This window comes from Rhodococcus sp. NPDC003382 (assembly GCF_053589135.1).
On the sequence record NZ_JBSFRH010000083.1, the window covers coordinates 1 to 12,475 of the forward strand.

Annotated in this window: 8 protein-coding genes; 4 read left to right on the forward strand and 4 right to left on the reverse strand. The window is 66.8% G+C overall.

Translation table 11 applies throughout. The features are described from left to right. Positions 1 to 397, forward strand: a 397-nt coding sequence (locus tag ACWDUD_RS30065; RefSeq protein WP_450111700.1) for an ISL3 family transposase, incomplete at its 5' end; no start/stop codon positions are given. Positions 398 to 847: 450 nt separating this feature from the next. On the opposite strand, the gene ACWDUD_RS30070 is transcribed toward ACWDUD_RS30065, so the two are convergent. From ACWDUD_RS30070 to ACWDUD_RS30085, 4 genes are all read right to left on the reverse strand, one after another. Next, positions 848 to 2,719, reverse strand: coding sequence for a DNA/RNA helicase domain-containing protein (locus ACWDUD_RS30070; RefSeq protein ID WP_450111701.1), 1,872 nt, complete (start codon positions 2,717 to 2,719; stop codon positions 848 to 850). Between the two features lie 127 nt (positions 2,720 to 2,846). Then, positions 2,847 to 3,884, reverse strand: a complete 1,038-nt coding sequence (locus ACWDUD_RS30075; protein ID WP_450111702.1) for an HNH endonuclease — start codon at positions 3,882 to 3,884, stop codon at positions 2,847 to 2,849. Positions 3,885 to 3,998: 114 nt separating this feature from the next. Beyond that, complete coding sequence (locus ACWDUD_RS30080; protein WP_450111703.1) at positions 3,999 to 5,519, reverse strand: aldehyde dehydrogenase family protein; 1,521 nt, start codon at positions 5,517 to 5,519, stop codon at positions 3,999 to 4,001. A 143-nt stretch (positions 5,520 to 5,662) separates the two neighbouring features. Next, the gene (locus ACWDUD_RS30085) at positions 5,663 to 7,210 is read right to left on the reverse strand and encodes an HD domain-containing phosphohydrolase (protein WP_450111704.1); all 1,548 of its coding nucleotides are present in this window, start codon (positions 7,208 to 7,210) and stop codon (positions 5,663 to 5,665) included. A 110-nt stretch (positions 7,211 to 7,320) separates the two neighbouring features. Here ACWDUD_RS30085 and ACWDUD_RS30090 point away from each other — a divergent pair, with 110 nt between their 5' ends. The 3 genes from ACWDUD_RS30090 (at position 7,321) to ACWDUD_RS30100 (ending at position 12,443) form a co-directional block, all read left to right on the forward strand. After that, on the forward strand, positions 7,321 to 8,061 hold the full coding sequence (locus ACWDUD_RS30090) for a hypothetical protein (protein ID WP_450111705.1): 741 nt from the start codon (positions 7,321 to 7,323) through the stop codon (positions 8,059 to 8,061). A 304-nt stretch (positions 8,062 to 8,365) separates the two neighbouring features. Then, positions 8,366 to 9,625, forward strand: coding sequence for a hypothetical protein (locus ACWDUD_RS30095; protein ID WP_450111706.1), 1,260 nt, complete (start codon positions 8,366 to 8,368; stop codon positions 9,623 to 9,625). After that, entirely contained in the window at positions 9,612 to 12,443 is a 2,832-nt protein-coding gene (locus ACWDUD_RS30100) for an FtsW/RodA/SpoVE family cell cycle protein (RefSeq protein WP_450111707.1), read from the forward strand. The genes ACWDUD_RS30095 and ACWDUD_RS30100 overlap by 14 nt, the downstream gene beginning before the upstream one ends. Positions 12,444 to 12,475 lie beyond the last annotated feature (32 nt).

A 12,475-nucleotide genomic window follows, 5' to 3' on the forward strand; every position in this document is an offset into this window, starting at 1 on the left:
GGCACCGTCCGTCCGGCAGGTCACCGGATGGCTGACCTGCCGACCCGACCGCCTCACCGACGCCGACAGCGGCCGCCTCACCGACATCCTCGAACGCAGTCCGGCGTTGACCGCCCTGCGCGAGCACGTGCGCGGCTTCGCGCAGCTCATGATCGAGCGGCGCGGACTCGAACTCGCCGATTGGATGAACGGCGTCGACGCCACCGGATCACCGGCCCTGCGGTCCTTCGCCGCGGGTCTGCGCCGTGACCTCGATGCCGTCACTGCCGGGTTGACTCTCGAACACAATTCCGGGCCGGTCGAAGGCCATGTGAACCGGATCAAGATGCTCAAACGGCAGATGTACGGACGGGCCAACCTCGACCTGCTGCGCAAACGCGTCATCCACCTCGAATAGCGAAGCGTGGCAGCGACTTCACGGAAAGTGCGACAGATCCACATCACGATGGCCGTTGACAGCGGGATTGCGCGAGATCCCGCGCAATGGCAGCCACTCACCCCAACTTGTTCCCGGTTCCATCAGTGCGGATTTGCGCGTGGAGGGGTCCGCCGACCGGTCATCGCTTCGGGTCACGCCACTCCTGCCACTTGAACTTACCGCGGCCGCCTAGGGCCGCGCGCTTCGGGCATCGAGATTACCTATATCCCGAGTCGGTTCAGAGGCGGTGCCACATCGCTGCGGCCGGCTTTCACGAGAACACCATCCGACCCAATCGCCTGCACAGAACGGAATGATGATGAGCATGCAAGCTGGATGGCATGGAGTCGACAACAATCCCACGATCGAACGATGGTGGGAATGAAACCGGACTCCTGTCGGGCAGCGCTCGGCGTTCGGTGTGATGTGCTACTCAGAAATTAGTTCGCGGAGCGCATCTCGTGTTTCGGCATCGGTCGAATAGATGACGGTGCCGATCATCCCGCGAGTGAGTAGGACCTTGTAGACGTTGCGTACCAGTCGGTCGAAGCGCACGTCCGAGATCTTGGTGCGATTCTTGAAGTCCGGGTCGCAATTTGCATCCCGGACGGTAGTGAATCGCCCGTTACGCCAGACCAAGTCAGGGCCGAGAATGACCCCGTTCCAGTCATACTCGAATCCCTGTGCGGTATAGACACATCCGACCTGACCGAATCCCCCTTCCTCGGTCGCCCAGAGTGCCGCGGGAGGAGCGTCGCCGATTCTGCGGTCACTCTTGCTGTTCCACGGCCGAGCCCATCCGCCGATCTGGACGTCCGGCACCAGGTGTCCACTCTTGTCCGCGTTGCTCCACGGCCAGCAGTATCCGGCCGTCATCCGAGCCGAGTATCCGCGATCCTTCTGCTGGGAGAGGAGGTGTTCTATCTCCTCGGGAGTATCGGCAACCCGGACAGCGAATTGCGGATCGCCCTTCCATTTGAACGGACCCCCTTCTTCGAGGTCCAGGAGTCGTTTGACCCACAGCAGATATTCTTCGCTACCCCCGCATCGGAACTGTTCGCCCAGATGGATGTGCTGAGTTTCAAGGCCCAGTGATGCTGCGTAACGCTCGATCTGGGCGAAGGCTCCCATCTCCCCGGGGCGCACGACCTGGTGCTCGTCGAGAAGAAAGACAGGGACACGAGCTGCCGCGATGAGTTCGTCGACCTGAGGACGATCTGTGCGAAGTTCGGCGCGTGTGTAGCGGTCGACGGAGGTTTCCCGGATGCGGTGTGCTTCATCAAGGATGAGCACGTCCAGTCCATTGCGATCGGCGGTCATGAACTGGTTGAAGTACTTGAACATACTCTTCACGCGCGGAGCACGGTGCCCCGCGATCTTCCGCAACGTCTGTGTGAAAGACCGGGAGCCGGTTGCATGCAGGACGGTCCTTCCGCGTCGGGCGAGCTCACCGAGCAGCGACAATGCGACGACACTCTTGCCGCTGCCGGGCCCTCCGGTCACGATGATGACGCGCTTGCGATCGGCTGCGCGTGACTGTTCCACTTCGTGCAGTACGAGGTCGACAGCGAGCTGCTGATTTCCGAGCAGGTGAAACTGGGGCCGATCGCGTACTTCTGCAGCGGCGACCTTGAGCAGCTGTTGTGAGGGCGCAACCGCAGATTTCATCAGGGCGTCGCCGGCTGAGTAGCCGGGAGTGGGAGCGAGACGGCTCTGGAGGAATGCGATCAGGTCTCCGCGCTCGGCGGCGGTGAACATGCGTCCGGTGACGCTCATCGGGTATGAACGCAGATCGGCGACGGCTCCAGGGTCGGTCGCGTTGTGCAGATACGCGATGCCGGCCAGGGCATCGGGTTGATCGGAGACGGTGCGGGCAAAGTCTGCGAGGTAGTCGCAGTACCCTCTTACCTGCGCCGCCGGGTGTAGCTTCGGGCCTCCCGGCATTCCGGCTACCTCGACGAGCTCGGGATTGTCCTCGTAACGACGTGCCGCCGACCATTGCTTCAGCTCGACCACCACGTACGAGGCTGCACCGGTCTTCGGATGAGTCCCTGCCAGGACGACATCGGCTCGCTGGGAGGTCAACGGCAGGTGATACTCGAGAAGCATCTCGACGTCTTCGAGACCCGCGTCGACGAGGTCGCGAGCCAGAACAGCCAGGCTTCGTGTCCACGACTTCTGCTCGGCCTCCCCGGCACGTCGCCCAGTGCGAAACAGCATTTGCTCCAACAGCTGCTCCGCGAGTGATTCAGGCCGATCGAGGTCGACGATCCGGCGGGCGGTAGTACGAAGCAGCGTCACAGTCAGGTCCCCAGGGCAGCACGAATTCACTCGTGCGGGTGGGGGCATGTCCGTGGCTGCTCATCGCAGCGGAAGTCCGTCGGGCCGCAGGACAGAAACTATATCGGTGAGGCCGGCCGCAGATCGCTCAGGGGGAGTACGGCTGATACGTGCCGGACGACCTCCACAGCATCGAACCCGCAGGCAAGGCCGCGTACACGCCTTGCGCGGCCGAAGCCGTCCGTTCATGCAGGACCGGAATACGGGTGAGTGCAGAAACGTCAGACAGAGATTCCCTTTCCAGGGCTCGCGTCACATGCTCGCGCACCGGGATGCTCGCGGACTTGTCGAGGTTGCATCGCGCATCGGCTGCCACCAGGTTCGCAACACCATCGATAGGAATCAGCGACCAGGGAACCACGTGATCGATGTGAACTTCTGCCGGCAGGCGGTTGTCGCAGTAGAAACAGCGATCAGACTGCAGATCACGTAGCGGATCGACCAGAGCGCGCAGTGCAGTGCGATCGGTGCCGAACAGGAATCCGTCGATGTCCTCCGCATCCAGCTCGGCCCGGTTGAGATCGATGACGTCGTGCGCCCACAGCGAGCGTATGAACGTCCTGAGGAGCGTGGACGTCCGCCGCAATCCGTCGGGTACTCCGGGGCGCAACACGATGACGGCAATTCGGTCGAGATCGTCCACCGTCATTTTCTTGTGGAAGCCGGACGCGTCGAACAGGAACTCGTCGCGGGTACGGCTGTGACGGACGGTTTGAAGATGCGTGAGCGGCTGCTGCGCCACCGTCAGCCGTACGGAGCGAAGCAGTCGCTGATAGACCGGGTGGCAAGCCTCGCGAGCTGCCTCCGCCGTGCGAAGCCCGTCGTGCAGCAGGATGTCTCTCGCGTCCGCGATGCGATCGGGGATCGAACGTCCGCGTACAACCTGGGCAAGCCGACCGTGGCGGTGGAAAGGCCGGACCTGATTCCAGTAATAGCCGATGACCCGATGAGCAATCTCGTCGACCGGGACCATGAGACTTCCGTCGGAAGCAGCCGTGTTCTCGACGCAAATGTCGACGAGCGCCATCACGGTGGCGAGTTTGTACGTCGAATTGCGGCGGCCGGCTTCGAGGAGTTGCACGACGCGACCGGCGACGTCGAGAGGGTCGAGTGCCACGAAGCTCATTCCGGCACGATATCCGGTGCTCGATTTGAGGGCTTCGTCGTCTACGTGATCCGAACTGTAGGTCGTGCGGCGTGGACGCTCGGCGGGCATAAAGTTCTCAGCCGCCGATCGAAATCACCGCGCGTGCCGCATCCGGAACATCCGCTTCGCAATCTTCATGTCGCGCTCGGAAGCATCGACCGTGAGCAGGTTCAGCGGCGGCCGGAACCGCTCCACCGTCACTGCGTGCGGCCGGCTGAACTCGCGCAGGCCGTCGGCGCCGTGGATCCTGCCGAACCCGGACTCACCGATACCGCCGAACGGTAGGGCCGGGACGGTCCCGAAGCCGCCGACGCTGTTCACGGACGCCGCGCCGCTGCGGATTCGTCGTGCTGTCTGCAGTCCCTTCTTCTTGTTGCGGCTGAACACCGCGGCGCCCAGGCCGTAGTGGGTGCTGTTGGCTCGCTCGACGGCGTCGTCGAGGTCACGCACCGGGTCGACGATTACCGTCGGGCCGAAGGTTTCCTCTTGAACAGCCGCGGATGTTTCGGGCACGTCCTTAAGGACGACGGGTTCGATGTAGCGATCTCGGACGGAATCGAGTCCGCCCATCACCGCGGTCGCGCCGTGATCGAGGGCGTCGCGGATGTGTCGTCGAACGATGTCGACCTGGCGCGGCAGCGTCATCGGTCCGTATGTCGCGGTGTCGTCCGGTCCCGGCCGTGCCCGGGAGAGAGCGGCCGTGAGCTTGTCGACGAACTGCTGGTACACGGGCACTTCCACATAGACGCGTTCGACACCGACGCACGCCTGCCCCGCGTTCAGGACGGTCCCGAACGCCGCCGCCTCGGCTGCTTTGTCGAGGTCGGCGTCCTCGGCGACGATCACCGCGTCCTTGCCGCCGCACTCGGCGATCATCGGGGTCAGCGTCTCGGCGCATACCGCCATCACCTTGCGCGCCGTGGCGCCGGAGCCCGTGAACGCGATCTTGTCGACACCGGACCGCGCAAGGGACGTGCCGGTCTCGCCGAAGCCCGTAACGACCTGGAGAACCGGATGGTCGGGAACCACGGAGTTCCACGTGTTTTCGAGCCAGGTACCGACACCCGGGGTCAGCTCAGAGGGCTTGAACACCACTGCATTTCCCGCGGCGAGGGCGAACGAGATCGAGCCCATGGGTGTGTAGGCGGGGAAGTTCCACGGCCCGATGACGCCGACGACTCCGAGGGGCAGGTACTCGACGATCGCCTTCTGATTCATCGGCGGCATTGTCGTGGAGACCCGTCGTGGGCGGAGCACCTTCTGGGCGTTGCGCGCGGCCCAGTCGAGGTATTCGACGGTGAGCATCACCTCGAAGTACCCGGCGCCGTGCGGCTTTCCGGTTTCGGCGGAGATCTGCGACGCCAGTGAATCAGCCCCTGTGGCAATGGCTTTCTTGAAATCCAGCAGCAACTCTCGACGATCGCGGAATCCGAGCTCGCCCCACCACTTCGCAGCAGAGCGCGCACGATCGACGGTGGCGGCGACGTCTGCGGCGTCCATGATGCGGTACCGGCCGAGAACCGACCCGTCGCGCGGGTCGAGACTGGTGAACGTGCGGTCGGAATCTGAGGTCGCGGTGTCGGAAGCCGACGGCGTGGAGACATCGTGGGTCATGACGAGCGCCCTTCGTCGAGATCACGTCGGACGAGGCGGCGTGGTCATTGGGAGCGGATTCTCGATGCGGCGCCGAGTAGAAGCGTATCGCCGCAGCTCGCGGGCAGTCCAGGGGAGCGCATCCTCATCAAGGACGGGCACAGCTACCGAGACAACCCGAGGTCGATCGCCGCGAGCCCGGCCTGGGTGCGATTGTGGACGCCGAGTTTTGTGTAGAGGTGCTCGACGTGGTTGCGCGTCGTCTTGTGGGTGATGTTCAGCTTGGCGGCGATCTGCCGGTTCGAATGTCCCAGGGCGACGAGGCGCAGCACCTCCACCTCGCGCCCGGTCAAACCGGCCGGCCAGGGTGCTCGTCGTTTGGTTCGGTGTCCGGCGGCAGCCAGCACGGCCTCGACCGCTTCCGTGTCGAACCGGCCGGCTCCTGCGTCCCGGCGCATCCGTGCGGCCGCATCCTCGGCGGTGAGCGCTTGCCGGTGCGGCCGAGGTTCACGTAGCCGCTGGTAGGTCTCGGCGGCTGCGAGTATTCCTGCGGGGACGCTGAGGTCGACGCCGCGGAGCCCGTTGGGATAGCCGGAGCCGTCGAGCCGTTCGCGATGCGTCTGCGCGAGCGCCACGACCGATTCCAGTCCGCCCACGCGACTGAGGATTCGCCCGGTGAGATACGGATACAACCGGACCCGCTCCCACTCCGCTGTAGTGAGCGGTCCGGGCTTCTCCCAGATCTGGTTGGGCACACCCATCCTCCCCAGGCCGTGCACCAGCCCGGCGCGGTAGAGGAGTTCTACGTCCGCACCGGACAGCCCCCGGTGCCGGGCCGCGGCTGCCGCCAGATCGGCAACTTGCCTCGAATGACCCAGCAGGAAAGGGCATTTGAGATCGACGAAATCGGCCATCGCCCGCAACAACTCGTCCAACTCGGGACCGCTCAATATGTAGTGCCGATCCGGCGCCTGGGCCAGCGCCGCCGACCATGCGTCCTGTTCGAGCACGCCAGCGGTGATCTCATCCGCGGCTGCATCGAACGTTCGTACCACGCGTGGGCAGAACTGGGTGCCGCTGCGCTCTCGCGCCACGGTGACCGCCTGCGTCGGCCCGCCGGCGCGCAGGTGCACTTCGGCGACGTCGGCCAGATGCACGATGTGCATCTCGACGGATATCGCGTCGCCCCGCGCACCGGCCGGCAGCCCGGCGCCGTCCCACCGCTCGAACGTGAACGTCAGCATCGCCCCGACCTGTGGGTCCAGCCCGATGCGATCGGACAGGACGCTCGCGGATCCGCAGTGGGAACGAATGAGTTCGGACATCTGCCGCCGCGCCGTGAACAGGAACGCGGCGACCCGGAGGCTGCGCTCGGCCTGGGGGAGACCGCGCCCGGCGTGACTCAGCAGCAGGCGCAGGAACGGCAGCCCCGTCATGTCCACGGAGTAGGTGTCGGCGCGGAAGGCGATGTCGTCGCCGAACATGCGCGCCAGCTCGTGCGAGTCCGCGTGGCATCCGATCCAGGCGACCAGGTTCGCGTAGTACACGACGGCCCGCTGCTCGGGGCTCAGCCCCATCCGGTCGGCGATGCGGGTGGCGATCAGCGCCGACCGGAGCATGTGCTCCATCGGCTGGCCGAGCCCGAGGTCGATCGCGAGGGACAGCGCGGCGACCAGTTCGGCTCGCCGCGGACCCTCACCGGTGGGCGCCATCGTCCCAGTGTCCCCGGGGAGAGAAAGGTACGGAAGATGAGGCATCGGCCCCATGACCCTGCGGCGCGCGCGGCGCACGATCGACGTACCCGCAATCCTGGGAGGACGTCATGACCACCACCCCGCAGTCGGCCGCAGAGCGGTCCTGCGAACTGCCACGAGTCTCGGGAGAACGATTTGCCGGCTACGCGGTGGTCGGCGCCCCGTTCGCCGACGGCCACTACCTCGCGCTGCGCAGATTCCCTGCCAGCTCCATCGGCGACGGTTACACGTCCGTATGGCACCGCGGCCCGACCGGTGCCTGGACTGTCTACAGCGACGTCCCGGCCGAACTGAGCTGCCCCCGGTTCCTCGGCCACGCGCTGAGCCGGACCGAGCAGACCGACGTCCGCGCCGAGTGGACCGGTCCAAACAGACTGCACGTCACGGCCGGGGGAGAGCTCGAGTGGGATCTCCGGATGGACACGTCCCCGGCGACCACCGTCATGAACTTCGCGTGCAGGCTCCTGCCGGATGCTCTCTGGCACAGTCCCGCGATGCTGGCGGCGATGGGGCGCGTCGCGGGACCGGTGCTCGACATCGGCCGGGTCCGGCTCGCCGGACACATGCCGAACGGTCAGTGGTTCCGGGCCAACCCGCGACAGTTGTGGACTGCGCACACCGTGCGCGCGGTGGTCGACGGATCCGATCTCGGTCCCGACGGACCGCTGCCGGAGCAGGCGGCGTTCGGCGACTTCCGGCTGCCGCAGCGCGGGTTGTTCGCGACGGTGCAGACGTGGTTCGAACCGTTCGATGCCGAACGTCATTTCGCGGCTCGTCCTCGAGCGGGGGAGTCACCGACCGACCGATGAATACCATCGAGTAGGTCACGGATCGACGACGAGGCGTAACCGGAGGCGTTCGGCTAGTACCGATTAACGTTCCCTGCGGTAACGGCCTCGACCTGGGTGGGAATGGGCCAGTCGACGCGAAATCTACGGTTCCTCGGATAGGCCGCAAGGTTTAGTTCGAAAGCCGACGCAACTCCACGTCAAATGACACACAATGGATTTCGGCAAGAGTACGGCAAGCGAGAAAGGCACAACGAAGGTCCACCGCCCGCCCGCTCCGGTCTGGTTGAAACCTGCGGGCGGCCTTGCGTTTTCGGGATGCGCGATGATCGAAGCAGTCTTGGGGCACCACGCGAGGAACGACGAGTCGGTCGAGGCCCGCTCCGGGCCGGCCGCACGAATCGACGCCGACTCCGGTGGAGGCGATGTCACCCTCGGAAGACTGCTGGCGGTTGCGACCTTGACGCCTGCGCAGGCGGCACTGCTCATCACGGATGTGGTCGATCAGCTCGAACTCGCGCATGGCCCGGAGCGCCACCCGACCAGCCTCCGACGCGGTGCCGTGAAGGTGTCCGAAAGCGGACAGCTCACGCTCGAATGTGCCGGGACTCCGAGATCCTGGGGCGAGATACGCGATGCGGTCGCGGACCTGCTTCGACGGATCGCGGCGAACAGCCGCAGCGCCGAACTTGCCGACCGCCTGGACGAGGCGATCGCCGAATCCCCCGATGAGGACGACCTGGTGCGGCGTGTCCGTAATACTGCCGCAACCGAATTCGACCCGGGCGAGGTGGAACAGAAGCGGCGCCAGATCGCCGCGCTCGTCTCGACGGTGATTGGACGCGATCTTCCGGAGGTGCCGGTGGTGAAGCAGCCGGACACGTCGGTCCGGCCGCCGCTCCTGGCGACCGGAGCCTCTCTCGCGTCGAACGGCTGGCGCCCACCCACAGGCAGGGTGTGGCATCGCAAGAAGAGACGACGGCCGCGGCGCCGAGCGATATTCGTGCTGATCGCACTCCTGCTACTCATCGGGATGGTGTGGGCGGCTCCCAAAGCGTGGTCGGAGCTGAATCGCGGTTGGCACACGCTCCTCGACCCGGTGGATTCGTCGATGCCGAACGAGATCAGTCCGGTCTCGCCGCCGCCACCGGCGCCCGAAGCCCCGCCGCCACCGGCCGAGCCGGGAACCGAAGCGGGTCCCGTCGACATCGCCCTTCCGGTCGCAGCCGGACCGATCACGAAGGTCGCCGCGAACTTCGCCAACGGCGCCTGCGAGCCGGGGCGCCCGTGCACCATGCGGGTCGATGTCGACGTCGATCCCGCCGCGAATGTCGGTGCGGTGACCTGGAATCTGACCGTGTACGACCGATGCACGGGTGTGGCCGTGCCGGGTGGCGACATCACGGTGCCGGTGCCGGCGGGTGCGCGCGAGGCATACGGAATCGGAAACGTCGCCCTGCCGCCCGGTTCCGCGCTCGCGGTCGCCGCGGTCACGACCGCACCGGCTGCGGCCGCGTCGGAGCCGGTGTACGTGCCTGCCGAGAACGCTACGTGTTCGGACGGGAGCCCAGGTGCAGGCGGATAGGCGAAAGTCGGATCCCTGGCTCGTCACGGCGGCCGTCGCACTGGTACTTCTCGGCATGCTCAACATGGTCTCGACGGGCATGTCGTCGCTCGCTGTGCGGCACGCGATTCTCGCCGCTGTGGGGCTCGGCGCAATGTGGGTGACGTCGCGCATGCGGATAGCTGCCCTGAGCCGATTCGGGTGGGTGTTGTTCACCGTCACGGTCGTCCTGCTCGTGGCGGTGCCGCTGATGGGGATCGCGACGAAGGGCGCCCAGCGCTGGCTGGACCTCGGTCTGTTCACTCTGCAGCCGTCCGAAATGGCCAAGCTCGCCCTGGTCCTGGTTCCCGCCACGATCCTGGCCCGTGGGAACACGGTCGGCAGGCTCGTCGTGGTCCTGCTGGTTGCGTCCGTGCCGATCGTGCTGGTCGCGCTGCAGCCCGACCTGTCGACCGCCGTGGTGCTCGTGGCCACCGTGATGCTCATGCTGATCCTGGCCCGGGTGCCGATGCTGCAGCTGGCCCCGCTGTTCGCGATCGGGCTGCTCTCGCTGCCCATGGCCGTTCTGTTCCTCCGCCCGTACCAGCTCGAACGGATCCACGTGTTCCTGTCGCGCGACGCCGACCCGCAGGGGTCGGGCTGGGCGGCGTGGCAGGCGGACATCGCGATCGGCAGCGCGGGATGGTGGGGTCTCGGGCGTGAACCGGACTACGACCTGCGGGCCGAGTACCTGCCGGAATCCGAGCACGACCTGGCCTTCGCGAGCCTGGTCTACGGGTGGGGTCTCGTCGCCGGCATCGCCGTCGTGCTGGCCGTCGTGGTCATCGTGTGGCGCTCGGTGCTCGCCGCCCGAACAGCACGGACCCGGGAAGGAGCACTCGTCGCGGCGGGCGTCGGTGGACTGTTCGGGATCCACGCTGCCGTCTCGGTCGCACAGAGTCTGTCGCTGCTGCCGCACACCGGCATGCCGATTCCAGTGTTCAGCTACGGGGGTACGGCCTCGATCGTCGGATTCGTGTCCATCGGATTGGTGCTCGCGGTGCGCCGCGACGGCGTGACACGGCCGCTGTGGGCCACCGAGCCGCGGAAGCGACGGCTCCCGCGAGGCGTGTCTGTGGGTGCGGGGACGCTGACGGCATCGCTCGTCGCGATGTCGGTGTTCGCCTGGCAGCTGCAGACCACTCAGGGCGCCGAACTGCGCGCGACCAGCGACACGCAGATGCTGCGCTGCATCCGCCTGCCCGCCGAACGCGGCCACATCCTCGACCGCACCGGCGTTCCGGTCGCGGTCAACGTCCCCGAGTACACCGTCGCGGTGGTGGCGCGAATGTTCGCCGAGGGTGACCCGGCGGTGCGCAACCAGCTCGCCGCACTGCTCGGCATCACCCCGGACCAGCTCGCGGGGGAGCTCCGGAACAGCAACGGGGAGCTGCAGGCCGTGCTCGCACGGGTCGGGCCCGAGCAGGCCCGGCTGATCGTCGACGCCCACCTGCCGTGGGTGCTCGTGTACCCGACCGGACGCCGGCACTACCCGCAGGGGCCGGTGCTGGCATCGATCCTCGGGTATGTCGGGATCGCGGACCAGGAGGACATGCAGTTCTGGCCGAACCTCCCGCTCGGTTCCCGGGTGGGCAAGGCGGGACTGGAGAAGCAGTACGACGCGTTGCTCCGCGGCACCGACGGCAAGCAGTGCGTGTACGTCGACCCGTCCGGGCGTCCGGTCGGCACGGGGGAGCGGGTGGATCCGGTGCGTGGCCACGATCTGCGGCTGCACCTCGATCTCGGGATGCAGCAGGCCGCGACCGATGCGCTCGCCCAGGCGGTGCGCAGCAGCGGCGGTGACCTCGGCGCGGCGGTCGTGATGGATGCCCGCACCGGCGCGATCCTGGCGCTGGCCAGTGTCCCCGGCTACGACAACAACGTCTACGGCCCCCCGGCGGACCTGGCCGCGATTGCGGCGCAGACCGAAGGACCCGGACCGGGCCGGATGCTCAATCACGCCGTCCAGACGGCCGTACCCCCGGGCTCGACGTTCAAGATCGTGGTCGCCTCGGCGAACGCGGCGACCCACGTGCTGTCGCCGGACACCGTGCTCCAGGGCGGCGCGGCCTACACCTACGGTGGGCACACGTTCGCGAACTGGCAGCCGATGGCCGGAAACAATCTGCTCGGTGCGATCCAGTGGTCGGACAACGTCTACTTCTACCAACTCGCCGACCTCCTCGGCCCCCAGCGCATCGCGACGACGGCCAACGAACTGGGCGTAGGCACGCGATCGGGAATCGATCTGCCGAGTGAGTCCGAGGGTTTCCTCGGCACGCCGGAGAATGTCGGAAGCATCGGCGGAACCTGGTATCCGGGGTCGACGCTGTTGATGGGGATCGGTCAGGGCACCGTCACCGCGACCCCGCTGCAGGTGGCGCGCTGGACGTCGGGCATCGCCAGCGGTGCGATGGTGACACCTCAGCTCGCGGCGGCCTACGGGCCGGCGGACGCCGTGCCCATTCCCACCGCGGAGCCTCGTCCGCTGTCCTTCGCGCACGAACTCGGTCCCGTGCGCGCGGGGATGCGGGCATCCGCCGCGGCCGGTACCGCCGGCCAGCTCGCGAGCCTCCCCGTGACGGCCGTTGCCAAGACCGGCACGGCGGAGGATCCGTCGGCGCCCGGTAAGGGCCTCAATGCCTGGTTCTCCGCGGTGGTGCCTGCCGAGCAGCCCGAGGTCGTGGTGACCGCGTTGGTGCGCGGCGGTGGATTCGGTTCTGCGACATCCGGTCCGGTGGTCAAGGGTCTCCTCGAGCGCTACCTCGCACAGATCCGGGGCGCGACCCCGGCCCGCTGACCCGTGCGTGGTTTCGGTAGCGGGTGCTACCG

Bases quoted from the DNA above. Each gene is read 5' to 3' on its own strand.
- ACWDUD_RS30075 (WP_450111702.1), bottom strand. From the start codon at position 3,884: ATGAGCTTCGTGGCACTCGACCCTCTCGACGTCGCCGGTCGCGTCGTG.
- ACWDUD_RS30080 (WP_450111703.1), bottom strand. From the start codon at position 5,519: ATGACCCACGATGTCTCCACGCCGTCGGCTTCCGACACCGCGACCTCA.
- ACWDUD_RS30085 (WP_450111704.1), bottom strand. From the start codon at position 7,210: ATGGCGCCCACCGGTGAGGGTCCGCGGCGAGCCGAACTGGTCGCCGCG.
- ACWDUD_RS30090 (WP_450111705.1), top strand. From the start codon at position 7,321: ATGACCACCACCCCGCAGTCGGCCGCAGAGCGGTCCTGCGAACTGCCA.
- ACWDUD_RS30095 (WP_450111706.1), top strand. From the start codon at position 8,366: ATGATCGAAGCAGTCTTGGGGCACCACGCGAGGAACGACGAGTCGGTC.